Annotated in this window: 24 protein-coding genes; 12 read left to right on the top strand and 12 right to left on the bottom strand. The window is 67.7% G+C overall.

All coding sequences use genetic code 11. The features are described from left to right. The first annotated feature begins 18 nt into the window (after positions 1-18). Complete coding sequence (locus tag Ga0609869_RS03520; protein ID WP_125407734.1) at positions 19-759, top strand: phosphoadenylyl-sulfate reductase; 741 nt, start codon at positions 19-21, stop codon at positions 757-759. Between the two features lie 3 nt (positions 760-762). Here Ga0609869_RS03520 and Ga0609869_RS03515 read toward each other — a convergent pair whose 3' ends face one another. Then, entirely contained in the window at positions 763-1,671 is a 909-nt protein-coding gene (locus tag Ga0609869_RS03515) for a LysR family transcriptional regulator (protein WP_125407737.1), read from the bottom strand. 125 nt (positions 1,672-1,796) lie between these two features. Between Ga0609869_RS03515 and Ga0609869_RS03510 the strand changes: the two genes are divergently transcribed. From Ga0609869_RS03510 to Ga0609869_RS03480, 7 genes are all read left to right on the top strand, one after another. Next, positions 1,797-2,855: a dipeptidase gene (locus Ga0609869_RS03510; RefSeq protein WP_245972369.1), complete on the top strand. Its 1,059-nt coding sequence runs from the start codon at positions 1,797-1,799 to the stop codon at positions 2,853-2,855. A 45-nt stretch (positions 2,856-2,900) separates the two neighbouring features. After that, positions 2,901-4,496: an ABC transporter substrate-binding protein gene (locus tag Ga0609869_RS03505; RefSeq protein WP_125407743.1), complete on the top strand. Its 1,596-nt coding sequence runs from the start codon at positions 2,901-2,903 to the stop codon at positions 4,494-4,496. Continuing rightward, complete coding sequence (locus Ga0609869_RS03500; protein ID WP_438826862.1) at positions 4,497-5,555, top strand: ABC transporter permease; 1,059 nt, start codon at positions 4,497-4,499, stop codon at positions 5,553-5,555. Beyond that, positions 5,552-6,466, top strand: coding sequence for an ABC transporter permease (locus Ga0609869_RS03495; RefSeq protein ID WP_125407745.1), 915 nt, complete (start codon positions 5,552-5,554; stop codon positions 6,464-6,466). Before Ga0609869_RS03500 ends, Ga0609869_RS03495 begins: the two co-directional genes overlap by 4 nt. Next, positions 6,463-7,320 (top strand): ABC transporter ATP-binding protein, encoded by an 858-nt coding sequence (locus tag Ga0609869_RS03490; protein WP_125407748.1) that lies wholly within the window; start codon positions 6,463-6,465, stop codon positions 7,318-7,320. The genes Ga0609869_RS03495 and Ga0609869_RS03490 overlap by 4 nt, the downstream gene beginning before the upstream one ends. Then, positions 7,317-8,078, top strand: a complete 762-nt coding sequence (locus tag Ga0609869_RS03485) for an ABC transporter ATP-binding protein (RefSeq protein WP_125407751.1) — start codon at positions 7,317-7,319, stop codon at positions 8,076-8,078. Before Ga0609869_RS03490 ends, Ga0609869_RS03485 begins: the two co-directional genes overlap by 4 nt. Before the next feature lie 128 nt (positions 8,079-8,206). Continuing rightward, positions 8,207-8,797 (top strand): hypothetical protein, encoded by a 591-nt coding sequence (locus Ga0609869_RS03480; protein WP_245972371.1) that lies wholly within the window; start codon positions 8,207-8,209, stop codon positions 8,795-8,797. A gap of 60 nt (positions 8,798-8,857) precedes the next feature. On the opposite strand, the gene Ga0609869_RS03475 is transcribed toward Ga0609869_RS03480, so the two are convergent. The 7 genes from Ga0609869_RS03475 to Ga0609869_RS03445 form a co-directional block, all read right to left on the bottom strand. Then, on the bottom strand, positions 8,858-9,550 hold the full coding sequence (locus tag Ga0609869_RS03475) for an ABC transporter ATP-binding protein (protein ID WP_125407754.1): 693 nt from the start codon (positions 9,548-9,550) through the stop codon (positions 8,858-8,860). Beyond that, entirely contained in the window at positions 9,547-10,302 is a 756-nt protein-coding gene (locus Ga0609869_RS03470) for an ABC transporter ATP-binding protein (RefSeq protein WP_125407757.1), read from the bottom strand. The genes Ga0609869_RS03475 and Ga0609869_RS03470 overlap by 4 nt, the downstream gene beginning before the upstream one ends. Next, a complete protein-coding gene (locus tag Ga0609869_RS03465; protein ID WP_125407759.1) occupies positions 10,295-11,278 on the bottom strand; it encodes a branched-chain amino acid ABC transporter permease in 984 nt (327 codons plus the stop codon). The genes Ga0609869_RS03470 and Ga0609869_RS03465 overlap by 8 nt, the downstream gene beginning before the upstream one ends. A gap of 1 nt (position 11,279) precedes the next feature. Further along, positions 11,280-12,197, bottom strand: a complete 918-nt coding sequence (locus Ga0609869_RS03460; RefSeq protein WP_125407762.1) for a branched-chain amino acid ABC transporter permease — start codon at positions 12,195-12,197, stop codon at positions 11,280-11,282. Positions 12,198-12,251: 54 nt separating this feature from the next. Next, positions 12,252-13,391 (bottom strand): ABC transporter substrate-binding protein, encoded by a 1,140-nt coding sequence (locus tag Ga0609869_RS03455; protein WP_125407764.1) that lies wholly within the window; start codon positions 13,389-13,391, stop codon positions 12,252-12,254. A gap of 101 nt (positions 13,392-13,492) precedes the next feature. Continuing rightward, positions 13,493-14,215 carry a gamma-glutamyl-gamma-aminobutyrate hydrolase family protein gene (locus Ga0609869_RS03450; protein WP_125407766.1) on the bottom strand — a complete coding sequence of 241 codons (723 nt, stop codon included), beginning with the start codon at positions 14,213-14,215 and terminating at the stop codon, positions 13,493-13,495. Continuing rightward, complete coding sequence (locus tag Ga0609869_RS03445) at positions 14,212-15,198, bottom strand: amidoligase family protein (protein WP_125407768.1); 987 nt, start codon at positions 15,196-15,198, stop codon at positions 14,212-14,214. Before Ga0609869_RS03445 ends, Ga0609869_RS03450 begins: the two co-directional genes overlap by 4 nt. Positions 15,199-15,294: 96 nt before the next feature. Between Ga0609869_RS03445 and Ga0609869_RS03440 the strand changes: the two genes are divergently transcribed. Next, the gene (locus Ga0609869_RS03440; protein WP_125407770.1) at positions 15,295-16,413 is read left to right on the top strand and encodes an AAA family ATPase; all 1,119 of its coding nucleotides are present in this window, start codon (positions 15,295-15,297) and stop codon (positions 16,411-16,413) included. 3 nt (positions 16,414-16,416) lie between these two features. Then, positions 16,417-17,757: a vWA domain-containing protein gene (locus Ga0609869_RS03435; protein WP_125407772.1), complete on the top strand. Its 1,341-nt coding sequence runs from the start codon at positions 16,417-16,419 to the stop codon at positions 17,755-17,757. A 79-nt stretch (positions 17,758-17,836) separates the two neighbouring features. On the opposite strand, the gene Ga0609869_RS03430 is transcribed toward Ga0609869_RS03435, so the two are convergent. Continuing rightward, on the bottom strand, positions 17,837-18,520 hold the full coding sequence (locus tag Ga0609869_RS03430; RefSeq protein ID WP_125407775.1) for a hypothetical protein: 684 nt from the start codon (positions 18,518-18,520) through the stop codon (positions 17,837-17,839). A gap of 210 nt (positions 18,521-18,730) precedes the next feature. On the opposite strand from Ga0609869_RS03430, the gene Ga0609869_RS03425 reads away from it, so the two are divergent. Beyond that, a complete protein-coding gene (locus tag Ga0609869_RS03425) occupies positions 18,731-20,554 on the top strand; it encodes a PHA/PHB synthase family protein (protein ID WP_125407777.1) in 1,824 nt (607 codons plus the stop codon). A gap of 7 nt (positions 20,555-20,561) precedes the next feature. Here Ga0609869_RS03425 and dtd read toward each other — a convergent pair whose 3' ends face one another. Continuing rightward, a complete protein-coding gene (gene dtd / locus Ga0609869_RS03420) occupies positions 20,562-20,999 on the bottom strand; it encodes a D-aminoacyl-tRNA deacylase (protein ID WP_125407779.1) in 438 nt (145 codons plus the stop codon). After that, positions 20,996-21,919: a carbohydrate kinase family protein gene (locus tag Ga0609869_RS03415; protein WP_125407781.1), complete on the bottom strand. Its 924-nt coding sequence runs from the start codon at positions 21,917-21,919 to the stop codon at positions 20,996-20,998. Before Ga0609869_RS03415 ends, dtd begins: the two co-directional genes overlap by 4 nt. Before the next feature lie 156 nt (positions 21,920-22,075). On the opposite strand from Ga0609869_RS03415, the gene Ga0609869_RS03410 reads away from it, so the two are divergent. Next, the gene (locus Ga0609869_RS03410; RefSeq protein ID WP_125407783.1) at positions 22,076-22,495 is read left to right on the top strand and encodes an Hsp20/alpha crystallin family protein; all 420 of its coding nucleotides are present in this window, start codon (positions 22,076-22,078) and stop codon (positions 22,493-22,495) included. A 48-nt stretch (positions 22,496-22,543) separates the two neighbouring features. Here Ga0609869_RS03410 and Ga0609869_RS03405 read toward each other — a convergent pair whose 3' ends face one another. Further along, positions 22,544-23,656 carry a TFIIB-type zinc ribbon-containing protein gene (locus tag Ga0609869_RS03405; RefSeq protein WP_125407785.1) on the bottom strand — a complete coding sequence of 371 codons (1,113 nt, stop codon included), beginning with the start codon at positions 23,654-23,656 and terminating at the stop codon, positions 22,544-22,546. Positions 23,657-23,665 lie beyond the last annotated feature (9 nt).

Genomic DNA, 23,665 nt, shown 5'->3' with positions numbered 1-23,665 from the left:
TATCAACAGGCGCACGCTATGACCGAATGGCCCCCCGGCGGCTCGGACGACCTGATCGAGACGCTGCAAGACCGCTACCTTCCTGATCTCGGCCATGTCGACATGCCCGGCCTCCTGCTCGACCGGCGGCTGGGGCAGGTCGCACTGGTCTCTTCCTTCGGGACAGAGAGCGCCGCGCTTTTGCATTACGTGATGACGATCAGGCCCGGGCTGCCGGTTGTCTTCATCGACACGGGCCGGCATTTTCCCGAAACGCTGGCCTATCGTGACCTGCTGGCCGAGCGGCTGCGATTGAACCTGGTGACGGTCGGGCCGGACAGCGCGCTGCTGGCAGCAGAGGACAAGGACGGCGACCTCAACGAATCCGACCCCAACATGTGCTGCACCCTGCGCAAGACCTTTCCCTTGCAGGACGCGCTGGCCTCCTTCGACACCTGGATTTCCGGGCGCAAACGCTATCAGGCCGACACCCGCGCCGCGCTGCCCGCGATCGAGCGCGATGGCGCGCATCTCAAGATCAACCCGTTCGTGTTCTGGCAGAAAGACGACATCGCGGCCTATTTCGAGGCCCACGGCCTGCCGCGCCACCCGCTGGAGGGGCGCGGATACCTCTCGATCGGCTGCGAGCCCTGCACCCGGCCCGTGTGCCCGGGAGAGGACGCGCGCGCCGGACGGTGGGCGGAAAACCCCGACAAGACCGAATGCGGCATCCATCTGGGCCCAGACGGCCGCTTTGCGCGGGCCGGGCGCCGGAGCTGAGGCTCAGGCCTTCTGCGAAAACGGGTCGGCCGGGGTGTGCAGGCGCACATGCCGGATAAAGGCGCGCGCGATTCGGGGCAGGGGGCGCTGGTCGGAGACCGCGAAATAGCTGCGATAGGTCATCGGCGCGTCGAAGCGGCGGAATTCCATATCCTCGCTGCGGAAATGGATCACCGGGAACGGGTTGACCACCGCCAGCCCCAACCCCTCTTTCGCCAGGTCGATGGCCGCAAACGAGGTCGAGACCTCGGCCACCACGTGGGCCCGGGCGCCAGCCTGGGAGAGCAGCTTGTCGAGCTGGGCGCGGCGCGCATGGCGATGGGTCAGCGCGATCAGCGCCTCGCCGTCCAGATCGGTGGGCGCGACGGTGGCCTTTTCGGCCAGAGGATGGCCGCGGGCCATGGCGCAGACCGCCGAAGAGGTGCGGTAGGGGATCATCCTCAGCCCCGCCCGCGACAGCTCTACCCCGATCACGCCGAGGTCGAACCGGTCGTCCAGCAGCCCGCGCACCACCTCGTCGGAGGTGTTGACCTCGAGGCTGACGAAGAAATGCGGGTTGGCCTTGAGAAAGCCGGTGACGAAGGAAACGAGAAAGCGGTGCGCGTAGGTGGGCGGCGCGATCAGTCGCAGGGTCTCGCGCACGGGCTCGGCCGGGGCGTCGATCCGGTCGAGCGCGGCAAAGAGCGGGTCGAGCCGGCGGTTGAGGCGCACCGCCTCGGCCGTGGGGCGCAGCCGGCCCGAATCGCGTTCGAAGAGCGTGCGGCCTGTGCGGGTCTCCAAACTGCCGATCGCCCGGCTGATGGCCGATTGCGACAGGCCCAGCCGGCGCGCGGCGGCGGTGGCGGTGCCAGCCTCCATCATCGCGCGCAGCGCTTGGTATTCCGACAGGCTGTGGCCATCCCGACGCGCCATAGGGCCCCCGCGTTTTGCTCATGGGTTAATGAGGTTTTATCATGCTGTTTTCCTGCGTCCATGAGGAAAAATCAGATAAGCTTGGGCAGGTCAGAGGGGCTGACCCGTTTAAACTTGGGATTTCCGTGTCCGGACCGATCCAACCCGCCGTCCTGGACGGCCACAACGACGTTTTGTTGAAGCTGTACCGCGCCGGGGGGCTGGCCGCGGCCGAGACCTTCATCACCGGGCGCGACGGCCATATCGATCTGCCGCGCGCCACTGAAGGCGGGTTTGGCGGCGGGTTCTTCGCTGTTTTCATTCCCTCGGCCATCGATCTCGACGAAAAGACCGAGCAGATGCAGCGGCCCTCCTACGACCTGCCGCTGCCCGAGCCAATCGACTGGGAAGACGCGCTGCCCGTCGCGCTGACCGAGGCCGCGATCCTGTTCCGGCTGGAAGAGTTGGGTGCGCTCACCGTCTGCCGCAGCGCCGCCGACATGCGGGCCTGCCTCGCCGGGGGCCGCATGGCCGCGATCCTGCACATGGAGGGGGCCGAGGCGATCGACCCCGACCTGCACGCGCTGGATGTGCTCTACCGCGCCGGGCTGCGCTCGCTCGGCCCGGTCTGGAGCCGCCCGACGATCTTTGGCCACGGCGTACCGTTCCGCTATCCCAGCGACGGCGATATCGGGCCAGGGCTGACCGATCACGGGCTCAGGCTGGTGAAGCGCTGCAACGAACTGCGCATCATGATCGATCTGTCGCACATGAACATGGCCGGTTTCTGGGATGTCGCGCGCCAGTCGGACGCGCCGCTGGTGGCCACCCATTCCAACGCCCATGCGGTTTGCGCGCACGCCCGCAACCTGACCGACGATCAGCTTGCCGCGATTCGCGACAGCGATGGTATGGTAGGGCTCAATTTCGCGGTCGCCTTTCTGCGCGAAGATGGCCGGATGGTCGACACCGGGCTTGACCAGATGCTGCGGCATCTGGACCATCTGATAGATCGTCTCGGTGAGACGCGGGTCGGCCTCGGCTCGGATTTCGACGGTGCGGTCGTTCCGTCCGAGATCGGCTCGGCCGCGGGGCTGCCGGCCCTGCGCGAGGCGATGAGGGCGCATGGCTATGACGAGGGCCTGATGAAAAAGCTCTGCCAGGAAAACTGGCTGCGCGTTCTGGAAAAGACTTGGGGCGGCTGAACCGACCCCGGAGATACGCCCAAACCAACAGAGAGGACCGAAAAGATGAACGCATTTTCCAAGTTGATGTCCGGGGCCGCGCTTGGCGTGGCCATCGCGGTCACCGCGCTGCCCGCGGGTGCCGAGACGCCGGCCAACATGCTGGTGATCGCCAACCGCATCGACGACATCACCACCCTGGACCCCGCCGAATCCTTCGAATTCGCAGGCTCCGACGTCAGCCGGCAGGTCTATAACAAGCTGGTCAACTTCGACCCGATGAACCTCGATGCCGGCTACCAGCCCGACCTCGCCGAAAGCTGGGAGGTCTCCGAGGACGGCAAGACGCTGACCTTCACCATGCGCGAAGGGGTCATGTTCCATTCCGGCAACCCGGTCACCGCCGAGGACGCCGAGTTTTCGCTGCGCCGCGCGGTGATCCTGAACAAGACGCCTTCTTTCATCCTGACCCAGTTCGGCTTCACCCCCGACAACGTCGAGGAAACGATCCGCGCCGAGGGCAACAAGCTGATCATCACCACCGACAAGCCCTACGCGACGTCGTTCGTGCTGAACTGCCTGACCTCGACCATCGGCGGCATCGTCGACAAGCAGGTGGTGATGGAGCACGACCAGGACGGCGACCTTGGCAACCTGTGGCTCAAGACCAACTCGGCCGGCTCTGGCCCCTACAAGCTGGTTGGCTGGAAGCCCAATGAATCGGTCACGCTGGAGGCCAATGCCGACTATTACGGCGGCGCGCCCAACCTCGACCGCGTGATCGTGCGCCACATCCAGGAAAGCGCGACCCAGCGCCTGCTGCTGGAACGCGGCGACATCGACATCGCGCGCAACCTCAACCCCGAGGACATCGCGGGCGTGATGGAAGCCGACGGCGTCAAGGTGCAGGACGAGCTCAAGGGCCGGCTGATGTACGCCTCGTTGAACCAAACGCATCCGGAGCTGTCGAAGCCCGAAGTGCGTCAGGCGATCAAGTACCTGATCGACTACGAGGGCATGGTGAACAGCTTCCTCAAGGGGCAGTACACCATTCATCAGAACTTCCTGCCGCTGACCTATCTCGGCTCGGTTCGGGAAAACCCGTTCTCGCTCGACGTGGAAAAGGCCAAGGCGCTGCTCGAAGAGGCGGGCGTCGACGGGCTTGAGCTGAACGTGGGCGTGCGCGAGGCGCAGGAGCGTCTGGAAATCGCCCAGTCGCTGCAGAACACCCTAGCCCAGGCCGGCATCACGCTGAACCTGACGGTGGGCACCGGCAAGCAGATCCTCGGCATGTACCGGGCGCGTGAACTGGACGTCTATATCGGCGCCTGGGGCCCGGACTACCCGGACCCGCACACCAATGCCTCGACCTTCGCCTACAACCCCGACAATTCCGCAGACGCGGGGCTGACGGGCATTCTTGCCTGGCGCAACGGCTGGGACACCGGCGGGCTGAGCGAGAAGACCGACGCCGCCGTTGTCGAGAACGACCGCGACATGCGCGCCAAGATGTACCAGGACATCCAGGCCGAGTTCCGCGAGACCTCGCCCTTTGCCATCATGTTCCAGCAGATCGAACAATCGGCGATGCGCGAAAACATCACCGATTTCTCGACGGGGCAGGCGATCACCGCCGCGTCCTACTGGCAGGTCACCAAGTAAGTGGCCCTGACAGAGCAGAAAAACGGAGGGCGCCCACGGGCGCTCTTCCCCGGCTGGCTGACCGCGACCGGCGTCACGGTGGGCTCGGTCGCGGTCACCATGCTGGGCCTGTTGTTCGTGACCTTCATCATCGGCCGGGTGATGCCGATCGACCCGGTGCTGGCCGTGGTGGGCGAACGCGCGACGCCCGAGACCTATCAACAGGTCTATGAGGAGATGGGTCTCGACAGGCCGCTGATCGTGCAGTTCGGCTTTTACCTGTGGGACGTGGTGCAGGGCGATTTCGGAATGTCGCTGCTGAACGGGCGCCCGGTCTCCGAAGATATCGCCCGCGTCTTTCCGGCGACGCTGGAACTGGCCACGCTCGGCACGCTTTTCGGCGTCCTGATCGGCGTGCCGCTGGGCGTACTCGCCGCGGTCAAGCAAGGCAGCTGGATCGACCAGGTCGCCCGCGTGGTCGCGCTGGTCGGCTATTCGATGCCGATCTTCTGGCTGGGCCTGATGGGCCTTTTGATCTTTTACGGAATCCTCGGCTGGGTCGGCGGACCCGGACGGGTGGGCATCTTTTATGTCGACGTGGTGCCGTCGGTGACGGGCATGATCCTGATCGACAGCGTGCTCGACCGAAACTGGACGGTGCTGAAGGATGCCTTCAGCCACATCATCCTGCCAGCCTCGCTGCTGGGCTATTACAGCCTCGCCTATATCAGCCGGATGACGCGGTCGTTCATGCTCGAACAGCTATCGGCCGAATACGTCACCACCGCCCGCGTCAAGGGTCTGTCCGAGCGCGCGGTGATCTGGCGCCACGCCTTCCGCAACATCCGCGTCCAGCTGATCACCGTGATCGCACTGAGCTATGCGGGCCTCCTGGAGGGCTCGGTGCTGACCGAGATCATCTTTGCGTGGCCCGGCATCGGCTCTTACATCACCACGGCGCTGTTGTCGGCCGACATGAACGCTGTCCTTGGCGGCACGGTGGTGGTGGGCCTCGTCTTCGTTCTGCTGAACGTGGGCTCCGACCTTCTGTACCGCTTTCTCGACCCGAGGGCCAAATGAGCGAAACCCTGACCGGATGGCGCGACTGGCTGTTGACCGACACGCCGCATTCGCGCAGCCAGGCACGCCTGTCCGCCCTCTACCAGGGGTGGCTGGCGTTCCGGCGCAATTCGCTGGCGATGCTCGGTCTGGCGATCCTGCTGTTCCTGCTCTTCGTCGCCGCCTTCGCGCCCTGGCTGGCACCCAGCGACCCCTTTGCGCAAGACCTGGCCAACCGTCTGCAGCCCATCGGCGCCGAGGGTCACCCGCTGGGCACGGATTCGCTGGGCCGCGATATCCTCTCACGGCTGATCCACGGCTCGCGGATCACGCTTTACATCGTCACGCTGGTGGCGCTGATCGCGCCCATCGCGGGGCTGATCGTGGGCACGATCGCGGGCTATGCGGGCGGCATCATAGACATGGGCCTGATGCGCATCACCGACATCTTCCTCGCCTTTCCGCGGCTGGTCCTTGCGCTGGCCTTCGTCGCCGCGCTGGGCGCGGGCATCGAGAACGCGGTGCTGGCGATCTCGCTGACCGCCTGGCCGCCCTATGCCCGGATCGCCCGGGCCGAGACGCTGACGATCCGCAATTCGGACTATATCAGCGCGGTGCGCCTGCAAGGCGCCGGGCCGATCCGGATCATTACCAAGCATATCTGGCCGCTCTGCATCTCGTCGCTGATCGTGCGGGTGACGCTGGACATGGCCGGCATCATCCTGGCCGCCGCGGGGCTGGGCTTTCTCGGCCTCGGCGCGCAGCCGCCCAGCCCCGAATGGGGCGCCATGATTTCCGAGGGCCGGCGCTTCATCCTCGACCATTGGTGGGTGGCCACCATGCCGGGGCTGGCCATCTTTACCGTGTCGCTTGCCTTCAACCTGCTGGGTGACGGGCTGCGCGACGTGCTTGACCCAAAGAGCGAGAAATGACCGATCTTCTGGACGTAGAGGACCTCTGGGTCCGCTTTCCCACCCGCACCGGCATGTTCGACGCCGTGCGCGGCGTGTCGTTCCGACTGGGGCGCGAGCGGCTGGGCATCGTGGGCGAAAGCGGCTCGGGCAAGTCGATGACGGGCCGGGCGATCCTGCGCCTGATCCGCCCGCCGGGGCAGGTGGACGCCACCCATATCAAGCTCGATGGAGAGAACCTGCTGGACAAGTCCGAGGTCGAGATGCGCGCGGTACGCGGCAACCGTATCTCGATGGTCATGCAGGACCCGAAATTTTCGCTCAACCCGGTGATGACCGTCGGCGAGCAATTGATCGAGGCGTATCAGCTGCACGCCCGCGGCGGGCAGGCCGAGGCGCGCAAACGCGCCATCGAGATGCTCGAGGCCGTGTCGATCCGCGATGCCGAGCGGGTGATGCGTGCCCACCCGCACGAGATGTCGGGCGGCATGGGCCAGCGCATCATGATCGCCATGATGCTGATCCCCGACCCAGAGCTGCTGATCGCGGACGAGCCGACATCGGCGCTCGATGTCTCGGTGCAGGGGCAGGTGCTGCAGATCATGGACAAGCTGGTGCAGGACCGGGGCATGGGCCTGATCTTCATCAGCCACGACCTCAACCTCGTGGCGCAGTTCTGCGACCGGGTGCTGATCATGTATGCCGGCCGCGTCGTGGAAACCTGTGACGCGCACAAGCTGCACGAGGCGCAGCACCCCTATACGCGGGGGCTGTTGAACTCGCTGCCGCGCTTCGACGCGCCGCAAAAGCGGCTGGAGGTGCTCAAGCGCGACCCGGCCTGGGCCGAGGTCCCCAGCGTGGGGCCGCGGGCATGAGCGCGCTCAGCTTTCAGGGGCTGAACGTCTGGTTCGGCGAAGGGCGCGACAGGGTCGATGCGGTCAAGGACGCCAGCTTCGAGGTGGCGCCGGGCGAAAGCTTTGGCCTCGTCGGCGAGTCGGGCTCGGGCAAGTCCACCATCATGCGTGCGCTCACCGGGCTCGCGCCGCACTGGTCGGGGCATATGTCGGTCAACGACCGCCCGGTGGGGCGCCGGCGCGACCGGACCTTTTACAAGACCGTGCAGATGGTGTTTCAGGACCCCTATGCCTCGCTGCACCCGCGCTTGTCGGTCGACCAGGTGCTGTCCGAGGTTTTGTGGCTGCACGGGTTCGGGGATATCGAGCCGCGCATCGAGCGGCTGTTGGACGATGTCGGGCTGGGCCCGTCGTTCCGCTTCCGCTACCCGCACCAACTGTCGGGCGGGCAGCGCCAGCGGGTGGCGATCGCCCGCGCGCTGGCGCCCGAGCCGTCGATCCTGCTCTTGGACGAACCCACCTCGGCGCTGGACGTGTCGGTGCAGGCCGAGATCCTGAACCTGCTGGCCGACCTTCGGACCGAGCACAACCTGACCTTCCTGATGGTGTCGCATGACCTCGCCGTGGTGGCGCATATGTGCGAACGCATCGCGGTGATGCAGGCCGGCGAGATCGTCGAAGTTCTGGGGGTCGAAGAGATGCGCGCGATGAAACCCCAACACCCCTACACGCTGAGCCTGCTGGAAGCCTCGCTGGGCTACCGTCGGGAGAGCGCCTAGGGGTCGGCCCGCGTCCCGCCCGGCATATCGAATCGGATCTTTTCCCGATGGATGTGGTATAAGTGCTTGTGGGCCTTTGGTGCCTGACAACGCCGATTGGCCTGCTTCAATAAGGGAGGGGACCAATCATGAACTGGGCTTTGCCTGTGGTGGCAACGCTTGTCGCGGGTATTGCGACGGTATCTGCCGCATCTTCAGACCAGTACGATCTCGACGCGCTGAGGATGGCCGCCGAGAAATACAAGGACGTGAACGTGGCGCTTGCCGAGGGCTACATTCCCGACCCGTCCGGCCATTGCGTGACGGCCGCCGACGAGGGCAAGCCGGCCGACATGGGGGCGATGGGGATTCACTACCTGAATCCGGCAGTGCTGAAGATCACGGCGACCGAACCGCGGGTCGACGGCGGCAGCATCCACACCGATTTCAGGGCGCCGGCGATCCTGCTTTACGAGCCGCAGGCCGATGGATCGCTGGAACTCGTGGGGATCGAGAATCTCGTCTTCGAAGCCGCCTGGCGCGGGGCCGGCAATGATGGACCGCCGCATATGAACGGCCGGTCGTGGGACCACATGGTGGACAACGCGGAAACGGCGCTGGACGAGGCGCACGGCTTCATGCCCCATTTCGATCAGCATGTCTGGCTTTTCCGCGAAAACCCGATGGGCAATCTGGAGCCGTTCAACCCGAACGTTACCTGCAATCATCACGCAAGCTAGGCATTTGCGTGCTGCGCCGGGGCCGCCGGGCCCCGGCGCCCTTTAACGGGAACGGCGCGCCTAGACCCCCAGGTACCGGTCGGCCAACTCCTGTGTCAGCGCGCCCATGGCGTCGGCCCAGACCACGCGCCCCTTTTCCAGGATCACCGCCCGGTCGGCTGCGCGGGACATTTCCTTCAGCGACTTGTCGACCACGAGGATGGCCAGCCCCGTCTCGGCCTTGAGCCGACGGATCACGCCCCAGATCTCCTGCCGGATAAGCGGCGCCAGACCCTCGGTCGCCTCGTCGAGAATGAGCAGGCGCGGGTTGGTCATCAGCGCCCGGCCGATCACCAGCATCTGCTGCTCGCCCCCGGAAAGCGACCGCGCGTCCTGCCCGCGCCGCTCCTCCAGACGGGGGAAAAGCGCGTAGATCTCGCGCAGGCCCCAGGCGCCGGAGCGCGCGGCTGCGACGAGGTTTTCCTCGACCGACAGCCCGGCGAAGGCGCGGCGCCCCTCGGGCACCAGCCCCAGCCCCAGCCGCGCAGCGCGGTGCGGGGCGAGCCCGCCCAGCGGCTGGCCGGCAAAGCGGATGGCGCCCGCGCGGTGCGGCACGAGGCGCATCACGCTGTGGATCGTGGTCGTCTTGCCCATCCCGTTACGGCCCATCAACGCCACCACCTCACCCTCGGCCACCTCCAGGTCGACGCCGAAAAGCGCTTGGGAATGGCCGTAGAACGCGGTCACGCCGCTGATTTCCAGCAACGCGCTCATGGCAGGGTCTCATCGCCCAGATAGGCGCGCTGCACTTCCGGGTTGGCGCGGATCTCGGCCACGCCGCCAGAGGCGACGACGCGGCCATAGACCAGCACGCTGATGCGGTCGGCCAGCCGGAACACCGCGTCCATGTCATGCTCGACCAGGAGGATCGGCGCCTCGTGCCGCAATTCGTCCAGAATCTGGGTGAACTCCCGCGCGCCGTCGGGGCCGAGCCCGGCCATCGGTTCGTCCAGCAGGAACGCCTTGGGGTGCTGGGCCAGCGCCATGGCGACCTCGAGCCGCCGCCGCTCGCCATGGGCGAGATCCCCCGCCGGCACCGCCACGCGGTTCAACAGCCCGACCCGCGCGATGTGCTGCGCGGCGCGGTCGGTCAGCGACCTGTCCGAGAGCGCGGGCATGAAGAACCCGTAGGCCCGGCCCTGGGCCCCCTCGACCGCCAGGGTAACGTTTTGAAGCACGGTGAAATCCGGCGCCACCGACGAGACCTGGAAACTGCGCGCCAGCCCCATCCGCGCGCGGGCCGCGGTGTCGCGGCGGGTGATGTCGCGGCCCAGAAAGGTGATGCGCCCCGAAGCCGGGCGCAGCCCCCCGGCGATCAGCCCGATCAGGGTCGATTTGCCCGCGCCGTTCGGTCCGATCAGCGCGTGGATCTCGCCGGGGCGCAGATCGAGCGACACCCTGTCGACCGCCTTGAGCGCGCCGAAGGCGACCGAGAGGTCGTGCACCGCCAGCACCGGGTCAGTCATGGGCCACCTGCCGCCCGGCCAGCGCGCCGATCATCCCGCCCCGGGCGAACAGCACGATGGCCAGCAGGATGAGCCCGAGAAAGAGCTTCCAGTAGTCGCTGACGCCGCCCAGCCAGTGTTCCAGCAGGATGAACAGCGCCGCCCCCGCCACCGGGCCGAAGAGCCGCCCGACGCCGCCGAGGATCACGAAGACCATGATCTCGCCCGAGGTCTGCCAGCTGAGCATGGCGGGCGAGACGAAGCGATTGAGATCGGCGAAAAGCGCGCCGGCCAGCGCCGTGATCGCGCCCGAGATGACGAACGCCGTCAGCCGCAGCGTGTAGGGCCTGATGCCCAGCGCGGCCACGCGGGCGGGGTTTTGCCGCGCGCCCTGCAGCGCGAGGCCGAAACGCGACCGGGCCAGCAGATGCGCGAACAACAGCGCCAGCGCCAGCAGGCCGAAGGCCAGCGCGAAGAACTGGATCGGGTCGAGCGTGTTCAGCCCCGGAAAGCCGTTCCTCACGTAGATCGACAGGCCGTCCTCGCCGCCATAGGCGGGCCAGGAGATTGCGAAATAGAATAGCATCTGGCCGAAGGCCAGCGTGATCATGATGAAATAGACCCCCGCCGTGCGCAGCGAAAGCGCGCCGATCGCCAACGCGGCCAGCGCGCCTGCGGCCATGGCCGCGGCCCAGATGACCGGCATCGACTTGGTGCCCGGCACCTCGATCGGCCATGTCATCAAGGGCTCGTAGGCCTGCACCGGGGCGGCAAGGATGCCCATCGCGTAGCCGCCGATGCCGAAAAAGGCCGCATGGCCCAGCGACACCATCCCGCCCAATCCCAGCGCGACGTTCAACCCCACGCCCGCCAGCGCCAGGATCGCCACCTTGGTTGCCAGCGTGATGACGAAAGGTTCGCCCATCGCCTGCGCGATCAGCGGCACGGCCAGGAGGCCCAGCATCAATAGCGTGTTTAACAGCCCCTCGCGGATCACGTCATGCCCGCCCGTATAGCCCGCCGGGGCGTACCACCAGCACGCCGGCCATCAGGATGTAGATCAGCATCGAGGCCAGCGCCGCGCCGACCGAGGTGGCGCTGGACGGGTCCATGATGTGCCCGAAGGCTGCCGGCAGCAGGAACCGGCCCAGCGTGTCGGTCATGCCGACCAGCAGCGCGCCGACGAACGCGCCCTTGATCGAGCCGATGCCGCCGATCACGATCACCACGAAGGCGAGGATCAGAACCGGCTCGCCCATGCCCACCTGCACCGATTGCAGCGCGCCCACCAGCGCGCCCGCCAGCCCCGCCAGCGCCGCGCCCAGGGCGAATACGGCGGTATAAAGGCGCGAGATATCGACCCCCAGCGCCGCGATCATCTCGCGGTCGGCCTCGCCCGCGCGGATGCGGATGCCCAGCCGCGTGTGCCCGATCAGCCAGAACAGGCCGCCGGCGATGGCCAGCCCGATGCCGATCAGCACCAGCCGGTAGAGCGGGTAGTCCAGCCCGCCTGGCAACGTGACCGGGCCGGACAGCCCCGCCGGGATGTCGAGATAGAGCGGGAAAGAGCCGAAGAGCCATCTTGTCCCTTCCGAGAAGACGAGGATCAGCGCGAAGGTGGCCAGCACCTGGTCGAGATGATCGCGCGCGTAGAGGCGGCGGATGACGGTGAGTTCCACCAATGCGCCCGCCGCTGCCGCGGCGGCCAGGCTCGCCGCCAGCCCCAGCCAGAAGCTGCCCGTGGCCGCGGCGACGGCGGCGCAGGCGAACGCGCCCACCATGTAAAGCGATCCGTGCGCGAGGTTGATCAGCCCCATCACGCCGAAGACCAGCGTCAGCCCCGCCGCCATCACGAACAGCATCACGCCGTATTGCAGGCCGTTGAGGGCCTGTTCGATCAGTAGCAATGCCGACAAGGCGGGCTCCTTCGGGGCCGCGGCGGGCGGGTCAGCCCGCCGCGGAGGTCGCGCTTACATCTCGCACTCGCCCTCGTAGGCGTTGCCGCGGTCCTCCATGGCGGTGCCGACGATGCGGTTGGTCAGGATGTCGCCCATCCGTACCACCTCGCGCACGTAAAGGTCCTGCACCGGGTGGTTGGTCGGGCCGAAGGCGAAATCGCCGCGCACCGATGCGAAATCGGCCTCTTTCAGCGCGGCGCGGAAGGCGTCGGCGTCCTTTACGTCGGCCTTGCCCATCGCCGACAGCAGCAGGTTTGCGGTGTCGTAGCCGTAGGATGCGTAGACCGAGGGCAGGCGGCCGTATTCCTCCTGGAAGGACGTGACGAAGGTCTGGTTGGCGTCGTTGCCCAGGTCGGGCGACCAGTTGGCGCCGTTCAGCACGCCCAGCGCCGCGTCGCCCATCGCCTGGATGATCGACTGTTCGAACGAAAAGGCCGGGCCGATCAGCGGCAGGCCCACGCCCGAGTCGGCGTATTGCTTGACGAAGGAAATCCCCATGCCGCCGGGCAGGAAGATGAACACGCCGTCGGCGCCCGAGGCGCGGATCTGCGCGATTTCGCCTGCATAATCGGTCTGGCCGAGCTGGGTATAGACCTCGCCCACGACTTCACCCTCGTAAAACCGCTTGAAGCCTGCCAGCGAATCCTGCCCCGCCGGATAGTTCGGCGCCATGATGAACGCCTTGCTGATGCCCGCCTTGGCGGCATAGGCGCCGGCGGCCTCGTGCAGGTTGTCGTTCTGGTAGGAGACCGAGAAGTAGTTGGGGTTGCAGCCCTTGCCGGCCAGCGCCGAGGGCGCGGCGTTGGTCGAGAGGTAGAACTTGCCCTGGGCGGTGGCGGCGGGCACCACGGCCATGGCGAGGTTCGACCAGACGATCCCGGTCAGCACGTCGACCTTTTCCGACTGGATCATCTTGTCGGCCAGCTGCACCGCGATGTCCGGTTTGCGCTGGTCGTCCTCGATGACGACCTCCAGATCGGGGTTGCCCGCCTGCTTGACCGCCAGCATGAACCCGTCGCGGGTATCGATGCCAAGGCTCGCGCCGCCGCCCGAAAGCGTGGTGATCATGCCCACCTTAAGCGGCTCGGCCTGGGCGGCCGTGGCCAGCGCCAGCGCGCAGAGGCCCGCCGCGAGTGTCTTGAATCCGGCCATTCGTCCCTCCTGTTGGTGCCGCCGCGGCACCCGCCGCAGCCCTTGTTTTCCGGGCGCCATGCTATGCAGAAGGGGGCAGGGGCCGCAAGCGGCGAATGGGCTCAGGAGGGGGCGGCCATTTCGGCGTCGACGGCGGCGATCTGGCCTTCCTCGTCGCGGCAGGCCCGCGCGGCAGTGACGAGCGCGCGAAAGAGCGCGCGCTGGCGGCGGGCATAAAACAGATGCTCGGGGTGCCATTGCACGCCCAGCGCGAACGGGTCGGTGAGCCGCTCGACCGACTGGATCATGCCGCCCTCGTCATGGGCGGCGACGCGCAACCCGGTGCCCAGATCCTTTACCGCCTGACTGTGCAGCGCGTTCACTCGCATCGGCCCGTCGCCCGCGATCTCGTCCAGCCGTGTGCCGTCGCAGACGGTGACGGTCTTCTTCGGCAGCACGGTCCAGACCTTTCTGGAGGCGGTGTAGGTGCCGTAGGCGTCTTGATCCAGCGTGCCGCCAAGGGCCACGTTGATCATCTGCGCGCCGCGGCAAATGCCCAGCACCGGCTTGCCGCGCGCCATCGCGCCCTCGACCAGCCGCCGTTCCATCGCGTCGCGCGCCGTGTCCAGCCTTGCCGAGGCGATCAACTGCCCGCCATAGAGGTCGGGCGAGATGTCGTCGCCGCCGCCGATGATCAGCCCGTCCACATCGTCGAGATCGGCCGGCCGCCCGGCAACCCAGCGCACGCCCTTGCCGCCGGCAATCCAAAGGTTGAAGGCCACCAGCGGGAAGATGCGCCAGCCCGACCGGGCCGAGGTGGTGACGCCGATCAGCGGGCGGGTCATGCGGCCTCCCAAAGGTTCAGCTCGTCCAGCCGCGCCTCGACATGGGCCAGCCAGTCGGGCCGTGTCGTCGTCCAGGCCTCGCGATACTCCAGCCAGTCCCGCGCCAGCCGTTCCAGCGCGTCGGGGCGGTTTGCCAGCCGTTCAACCATGACCCAGCGGTTCCACTCATAGGCGAGCGTCCACTCCGGGTCGTCCAGACGGCTGTCGGGCAGGCGGTAGTGATAGGCCGGCCGCGCGCTGACCGCGCTGGCATCGTCCAAGCCCGCCAGCACCCGCGCCTCGTCGAGATGGCGAAACACCGGCAACATGTCGAGCCCGCGGTTGCGCGTCGGCGTTTCCTCCAGGTAGGCGTCGATCAGCGCGCCCAGCGACCAGTCCGGCGCCCCGGCCAGCCGGTCGACAAAGCTCCGCGGATAAGGGTCGACAAAGGGCAGGAGGCGGCGCGACGGATCGATCGGGTCGGCCTTCCTCAGCCAGTCCTCCAACAGCGCGTAGGCGCGCACGACGGGCAGGATATGGCCCACCTCCGGCCCCTCGATCTCTGGGTTGAGATGCACGCCAAACCCCAAGAACAGCCCGCCGCCGCTGCCCTGGGCGCCGCCAGCGCGCAGCCGTTTGCGCAAGTCTTCCAGGTGCGGCAGGTCGTCGGGGGTCAAGGGCGCGGTGACGATCTCTACCGGCACCACGGCGCGGCCCAGCTCAAGCCCCAGATCGGCCAGCGCCGTGCCCGCCTTGTCGCGCAGCGCGGTGTCGAGGCAGACCTCGACATCGCCCAGCGTCGTGCCATCGACGACAAACTCGTGCGGCGTGTCCTCGACCACGCGCCCGCCCAGCACCGCCTGCACCAGCGCGGCCGTTTCCATTTCGGTGAGCCCGCCGAACTCGATCTCGACGCCCACCCGCCGCGGACGGCCTTCGGCCGTATCGGGGCGGGGCAGGGGCAGGAATGCCGCGCGTTCGATGCGGTCAGTGACAAATTCCATGGGCTCTCCTTATCGCGGCGCTGTCCGGCGGCTCGACACGCCGCCCTGGAGACCCAACTGGTATGTGGAAGAATTGTTTCAAGACGAGGCAGGCAAATGGCCGTCAATACGATGAAAGTCTCCGCAGGAGACGCTTACGAGGTGCTAAAGGCCGGATGGGAGGCGCAGAGATCGGGCGCGATGCAGGTCTCCTACATGCTGCATGGGCGTCCCGGCGTGGGCAAGACACAGGTGGTCGCGCAACTGGCCGACGCGATCGGCGCGCGGCTTTTCGATCTGCGGCTGACCACGATCGAGCCGCAGGACCTGCGCGGCCTGCCCTATTACGACCATGACGCGCAAAAGACCATCTGGTACCGCCCCGAGGATCTGCCCGACGACATCGACGCGCCGTCGATCCTTTTTCTCGACGAGCTGACCGCGGCATCGCCCTACCTGCAACCCACCGTCTACGGCCTGCTGCAAGAACGCCGGGTCGGCCGGCACCGGCTGCCCGACAGCGTCTTCGTCGTGGCCGCGGGCAACACTGTCGAGGACGGCGCCATCGCCTACGAGATGAACACCGCCCTCTCCGACCGTTTGATCCACCTGCACGTGCAGGCCGTGGCCTCCGACTGGCTGGACAATTACGCGGTGCCCAGGGGCCTGCATCCCGCCGTGATCGCCTTCATCAAGACCCGCGCGGACCTCTTGGAGACCACCGAGCGCGCGCTCGACCAGGGCCACATGATCGCCAGCACGCCGCGCAGCTGGGAACGGGTCAGCCAGATCATGCAGGCGGTGCCCGACCGGCGTGTGCGCAACGTGCTGATCGCCGGCACCGTGGGCGACGCGGCGGCCGCCGATTTCGCGCTGATCGCCGACGACATCGCCGCCACCGTTCAGGTCACCGAGATGCTCGAGGCCGACCGTAAGGACCGCATCGCCCTTTACCCCGCCACGATGCATGGGCTCAACGCGCTGATCTACGGGCTGATCGGGATCCTCGACCGCCGCAACGCCGAGGACGCCATCGACATCATGGCCGATATCCGCCAGCTCTCGCGCCTGCGCGAAGACCCCGAGTTCAAGCGCATGCCCTTGGGCGAGCTCTGCACCTACGGTTTCGAAGGGCTGATCCGCCGCGGCCTCGAGCTCGGCATCGGCGAGGCCTTCCTCGCCACGCCCGCCTACCGTGCCTATGCCGACGAGCGCAAGGCGGCGGGGCTCGACTAACCCATGGCCGAGCGGCACTCGACCCGCGCCACCCGCGCGCTGCAAAAGCTCTCCGAGGTCGATCCGGCCTTCGCCTCGCTGTCGCTGTGGTGCAACCACCGCGATGCCGAGGCGGGCGAGGGACCGGCCTGGACCGACGGGCGCACCATCTTCTACCGGCCCCCGTTCGAGGCGCTGTCGCTCGACGAACAGATCGGGCTGGCCGCCCACCACATCCTGCACGTTGCCTTTCGCCACGTGCCGCGCGCACGCGCCATGTTCGCCCGCTTCGGCGACCGCTACGACGAGAAGATGTTCAACCTCGCCACGGACGCCATCGTCAACCAGACGCTGCTGCTGTCGGGCTATATCCTGCCGCGCCCCTGCGTGGAATTGACGGGGGTGCTGAAAGGCGCGCTGGACGAGGACATGCCGGCCGAGCGCGCCATCGGCCGCTACGACGCCGAAACCCTCTATGTCGCGCTGATGCAGGGCCGGCAGGGCAAGCCCGGCGGCCGCGAGGGCGCCCGGGGCCAGGCCGGGGGCACGGGCAAGGGCAAGGGCCGCGGCGGCGGAAACGAGGGGCAAGAGAGCGAGGGCGCCGCCGCCCGCGCCGCCGATTACGCCGAGCGTCAGGGCTTTGCCCCCGACCTCGACGCCTCCGACGCCGAGGCCGGGCAGGGTGGGGCCGCCGAGGACGCCGAATGGCGCCAGCGCCTCGCCCGGGCCATGGCCGAAGGGCGGCTCGCCGGCACCGGCATCGGCATGCTCGGCCACCGGATCGCCGACATCCCCGAACCCCACACCCCCTGGGAGGTCGTCCTGCGCGGCCTGCTGGCCCGCGCCGTCCAGCACGACCCGCGCCGCACCTACCAGCGCCCCACGCGCCGCTGGATCGCGCTCGAAGGCGCGGCGCGCGCCGCCGGCGGGGCTGTGCCGGTCTACGAGCCAGGTACCGTGCACCGCCGCGACGCGCCAAAAATCGCCGTGGGCATCGACAGCTCCGCCTCGATCGACAAGGCCCGGCTGGCGCTTTTTGCAGCCCAGGTGGCGGGTATCGGCCGGCGCACCGGGGCCGAGGTGCATGTGCTGGTCTTCGACACCATCGTGCACGCGCACGAACTGATGACCGGCGCCGACTGGGAATCGCGCATCCTCGACATCGCGTTCTCCCGCGAAGGCGGCACCTCCTTTGTCGAGGTCATCGACCACGCCGCGCGCCTCGCCCCCTCCGCGATCGTCATCCTGACCGATCTCGAAGGCGTCTTCGGCCCCAAACCGGGCCGCGTTCCGGTGATCTGGGCCGTGCCCGGCGAGGTGCCGAGCGCGCCGCCGTTCGGCCGGGTGCTTGCGCTGGACCGGTAGGCGCGGCCCTGCTTCTTCTTGGTCAAAATACCCGAATCTGCGAACGCGACCGCCTGCGTTCCGGCCAGGTCAACGCGCCTCAGCCCGCCATCGCGGCCAGCCGCGCATGGGCCGAAACCGATTTCGGGTCCAGCTCCACGCTGCGCATATATTTGTTCTCGGAAATGTTCACCCGGTGCAGAAAGCGCTCGTCCAGCTCCTTGTCGAAGAGCGTGTCCTCGATCAGCTTTTCCTCCTCGGGGCTGAGTTGCAGCACCTCGACCCCGTCATTTTCGTATTGCACCGACACCATGGTCAGCGGCACGACGCGGGCCAGCCCCGATTGCTCCACGACCAGGTGCAGGGTGCCTGCCTGCAACTTGCGCCCTGCGGCGATCTGGGTCAGCACCTTGCGCGAACGGACCTGCACCAGATCCAGCGCACGCGCCCGTTCGGTCTCGTCGGCCAGCGCCTTGCGCTTTTCGGGGTTGCCGTAGCTCAGGTAATGGTACTCCACCATGTAGATCGCGAGAAACAGCAGCGCAGGCGCCTGGGCCAGGGGCAGTGCGAAGTCCGGGAAGGCCAACAGCAGGATCGGGAACGGCGCCAGCGCCAGCAGGTAGCGCGGGAACGAGAACTCCAGGAAAATACGCCAGAACATCCCCGACAGGGGCATCCCGCGCGGCAAGAGGCCCAGGCCCTTCTCGATCAGCTTGCGGGGCGCTTTCCTGATTTTCAGCACGCCGGGGTTGGCGATGCGGCCGGGTGTGAGGATATAAAGCATCTGCGCGTTGTCCTCCTTGTCACTTTTACACTAGGCTTTGACAGACCCAAGTCCAGCGCGCCGCGTCCCCCGACGGGATACCCGGTTGCGGCTCCTTGGGCCTCGCAGACCCGCCATTGGCCGCGCGGGGGCGCTGCGCCAAAGCGCGGCTTTCCCTTGTCCGGGCCAGGGCATAGGCTGCGCGCCGAGACCCCGACGAACGAGGTGCCCATGCCCGCTGCAACCCCGAAGCCCGCCGCCACCAAAGCCGAGACTGCCAGCGCGGCGGCGGCCCGGCCCGCCGCCGCGCCGGTGCCGGCCTCCGCGGCCGCCCGCGCCCCGACCCATAGCCACGAAACGCTCGACCGCGCCGTGCGTGCTATGAGCGCGCGGATGACGCGGGGCGTCTCGCCCCATGCCGCCGCGTCGGCCTGGGCCGACTGGGCAATGCATCTGGCCCGCGCCCCGGGACGGCAACTGGAGTTGGCCGAGCGCGCCCAGCTCAATTTCTGGAAGGCCGCGACCGATGCGATGGGCATGTCGCCCGGCGGCGCGCCGGCGTTTACGCCCGCCGCCGACGATCACAGGTTCGACCACCCGGCCTGGGACAAGCCGCCCTTCCGGATGTGGAAGACGGGGTTTCTGGCCATGCAGGACTGGTGGGATTGCGCCACGGCCGACATGCGCGGCGCGCGCCCCCACAGCACCGACCGGGTGCATTTCATGGCGCGCCAGATGCTGGATATGGCCGCGCCGTCGAACGTGCCGCCGCTGAATCCCGAGATCGTGGAACGCACGGTCCAGTCGGGCGGCCGCAACCTGGCCGAGGGCGCGCGCAATTTCGTCGACGACGCGGTGCGTCAGCTCGTCGATGGCGGACCCGAGCCTTCGGACAGCTACGAGGTGGGCCGCAATCTCGCCTGTACGCCGGGCGAGGTGGTTTATCGCAACGACCTGTTCGAGCTGATCCAGTACGCGCCGCAGACCGACAAGGTAGAGGCCGAGCCGGTGCTGATCGTCCCGGCCTGGATCATGAAATACTACATCCTCGACCTCAGCCCGCACAATTCGCTGATCAAATACCTTGTGGGGCAGGGCTTTACCGTCTTTGCGATCTCCTGGTGCAACCCCACCGCGGCGCAGCGCGACCTGTCGCTGGACGATTACCGCCGCCGCGGCGTGATGCAGGCAATCGACGCGGTCACCACCATCGTGCCCGACCAGAAGGTTCATGCCTGCGGCTATTGCCTCGGCGGTACGATCCTGTCGATCGCCGCGGCCACGATGGCGCGCGACGGCGACGATCGGCTGGCCTCGATCACGCTTCTTGCCGCGCAGACAGATTTCACCGAGGCCGGCGAGCTGATGCTTTTCGTCGACGAAAGCCAGATCGCCTATCTCGAAGACATGATGTGGGATCAGGGCTACCTGTCGCAGGACCAGATGTCGGGCGCCTTCCGGGCGCTGCGCGCCAACGATCTGGTCTGGTCGCGGGCGATCCGGCGGTATTTCCTGGGGGTCGAAGAGCAGGAGTTCGACATTTCGGTCTGGGTCGACGACGCCACGCGCATGCCCTACCGGATGCATTCGCAATACCTGCGCGGCCTCTTCCTGGAAAACCGGCTGAGCGCGGGGCGATTTGCCGTCGACGGGCGCGTGATCGCCCTGAAGGACATCACCGCTCCATTCTTCGTGCTGGGCACCGAGAAAGACCATATCGCGCCCTGGCGCTCGGTCTACAAGACGACGCTGTTCACCGATACCGACCTGACCTTCGTGCTGACCAAGGGCGGCCATAACGGCGGCATCCTCAGCGAGCCGGGGCATCGCGGCCGGCATTTCCGCATCGGCCACCGCACGCCCGAGGCGCACTATCTCGACCCCGACACCTGGGCCGAGCGGCACGCGCCGCAAGAGGGATCGTGGTGGGTTGAATGGCGCGACTGGCTGGCCCGCCAGAGCAGCGGCAAGACCGCCCCGCCGGCGATGGGCGCGCCCGCGCGCGGCTACCCGACGGTCTGCGCCGCGCCCGGCACCTACGTGCTGCAGACCTGAGCCTGCATCAGACCTCGACCCAGATCGTCACCGGCCCGTCATTGACGAGCGACACCTTCATGTCGGCGCCGAAACGCCCGGTGGCGACGGGCACGCCCTGGGCGGCCATCCGCCCCGCGAAATACTCGTAAAGCCGCTCGCCCTCGCCGGGTGGTGCGGCAGAGGAAAAGCCGGGGCGGTTGCCGCGCGAGGTATCGGCGGCCAGCGTGAACTGGCTGACCACCAGCGCCCCGCCGCCGATCTCGGCCAGCGCGCGGTTCATCTTGCCGTCCGCGTCGGTGAAAATGCGCAGCTTGGCGATCTTGGCGGCCAGCTTGTCGGCCTCGGCCTCGGTGTCGCCCTGCATCGCGCAGACGAGGATCAGAAGGCCCGGGCCGATCTCGCCCAATACGGCCCCCTCGACGCGCACCGCCGCCTCGCTGACCCGCTGGACCAGCGCCCTCATGCGATTTCCCTGGCCCAGGGCGGGTTGGCGCCGGGCCGCGATACGGTGATCGCGGCGGCCTTGATGCCCAGCGCCAGCGCCCGCGACAGGGCCTCGCCGCCAAGCCCGGCCAGCGCGGTGCGGTTGAGCTTGCCCTCGGACTGCAGCGCGGCCAGCACGCCGGCGTTGAACGTGTCGCCCGCGCCCACGGTATCGGCCACCTCGACCGGCGGGGCGGGCAGGGCGATTTCGTCGGTCCGGGTCAGCGCCAGCGCGCCTTCGCCGCCATGGGTCAGAAAGACGATCTGCGGGCCCTTGGCCAGTATCCCGCGGGCCAGCGCGCGCGGCTCGCCCGGACCCTCCAGCCAGGCGAGGTCCTCGTCCGACAGTTTCACGATATCGGCCAACGCCAGCATCCGCGCCAGCCGGTCGCGGTAGGCGGTCTCGTCAGCGATGAAACCGGGCCGGATATTGGGGTCGAGCATGGTCACGCGCGAGGCCGCCTCGCGGGCCATCAGCGTCTCGTAAGCGGTGCCGCAGGGTTCGACCATCAGGGAAATGCCGCCGAAAAACAGTGCCTCGACAGCGTCGGGCAGGGCCGGCAGCGCGTCGGGCGACAGCATCCGCCCCGCGCTGCCCTCGTCGTAAAAGCTGTAGCGCGCCTGACCGTCGCTCAGCATCACCACCGCCAGCGTGGTGGGCCGGTCGGCGCGCAGGGCGAGGCCGGACTCGACGCCGGCGGCCTCGAGCGCGGCGGCAAGCTGATCGCCGAAGACGTCGGTCGACAGCCCGGTGAACATTCCCGCCTGCGCGCCCAGACGGCCCAGAGCTATGGCGGTGTTGAACACCGCGCCGCCCGCATGGGGCACATAGGCGGCCTCACCCTCGGCGGTGCGCCGCGGCAGCATGTCGATCAGGGCCTCCCCGCAACACAGGATCATCGCGGCATCCTTTCCCTCTGGCTCGGTTCTCCAGCCATAGTCGCAGGGGCGGCGGGGTGCAAACCAAGCGCAGTGTTGATGCACGTCATGGCAGCCGGGCGCCGCAGGCGCGACACTTGGCGCGCAATGGTTCTCTTGACGAAGAGGAGATTTGAGATGGTCGAGAAAACCCACACCACAGGCTTCTGGCCCTCGCTTTACGAACCGCTCCGCGGGTTGGGCGAACGGGTGGCCGACTGGTTCGCCCCCGCGTCCGAGGCGTCGGTGGGCGATGACGGCTACCGCATCAAGATGGAGTTGCCCGGGGTCGAGGAGAAAGACATCGAGGTCAATCTCGACGACGGGGTCGTCACCGTGAAGGGCGAGAAGACCTCGGAGCGCAAGGAAGAGGGCGAGACCTGGTATTTCAGCGAACGCCAATACGGATCGTTCTCGCGCAGCTTCCGCCTGCCGCCGGACGCCGATCCGGCAAGGGTAAGCGCCGATCTGAAGGATGGCGTTCTGACCGTCAGCGTCGGCAAGAAGGCACAGGCAGAGATGCCGGGAGGCACGCAAATCCCGGTCACGAAGGGCTGAGAAACCCGGGGAGAGGACAGCAGCCGGGGCCGTTCAGGCGGCCCCGCCTCAGCCTTGGTTGAGCGCGGCGAAATAGCCGATCAGCCCGGCCAGCGCGAGACCGAGCAGGGTGGCGAGCGCGATCTTCCAGGCCGACCAGGGCCGTTCGCCGCGCACGCGCCCCGTCTGGCCGTTGACGACGAAGCGGTAGGTCTTGCCCCGGTATTTGTAGGCCGCCAGCCATACCGGCAGCAGAACATGCTTGAAGGTGACATCCGAGAGCCGCGTTTCGAGCGTCTCGATCCGCTGGCGGTCGCCGCCGATATCGAACGCCACGTCGCGCCGGATGATCCGTTCCATGATCGCCTGGGCTTCCTGAAACCCGTCGGTGGGGACCACGGTGTAGCCCTCGGCGCGAAAGCCGGCCAGGAAATCGGGCCGGTAGGGGAGCAGCCCTGACAGGTCCCACGGCTCCAGCGCGTCGGTGAAGCGTTTCGGCAGGCTGCGGCTGGCCAGCACCAGCACGTCGTCGAAAAACCGCGCGACCCGCCCCGAGACCGGTGTCCAGCGCACCTTTTGCACCTGCACCCTCCGGCGCTCGCCGTTGCGGATGACGGTGCGGGTTTCGTAATAGACGGTGCCGCGCGCGCCGGTATAGCGGCTGGCGGTATCGGCGTCGAAGGTCCAGTAGGGCACGTAGATGCCCTGCATCTTGCGGCCCTTGCGGGCGTATTGCTTCAGCCCGTTCGGCGCGAACCAGAGCCGCCCCAGCCAGTCGGCCATCGCCTTGTGTGCGTCGCGCTCGGTCAGGGCGAAGGGCAGCAGGCCGCGCGGCTTGATATGGCGGTGGGTGCCGGTGTCGGTGACCACGGGGGTGGCGCAGAACGGGCATTCGGCGGCATGGGTATCGGCGTCGAATTCGACCTGCGCGCCGCAATTGGGGCAGGACAGGACGCGGGTTTCCTCGATCTCCTGCGTCGGAAGGCTGGCCTCGACGGCGATTCGGAAATCGAGTTCGCGGATCGGGTGCGCCGGCGGCTGGGCCTGCTCGACCGGTTCGCTATACCCGCAATGGTCGCAGACCAGCCGCCCCTTGCCCGGCTCGAAGCGCAGATCGGCGCCGCATTGCGTGCAGGGAAAGCGGTGTGCCTCCTGCGGCGCGGGCGGATGGGGCGCGGCCATGATGTCGAT

Source organism: Rhodovulum iodosum (assembly GCF_041020385.1).
Lineage (GTDB): Bacteria > Pseudomonadota > Alphaproteobacteria > Rhodobacterales > Rhodobacteraceae > Rhodovulum > Rhodovulum iodosum.
The sequence above is the reverse complement of the archived record's forward strand: the minus strand, read 5'-3'. Positions and strand labels throughout refer to the sequence as shown.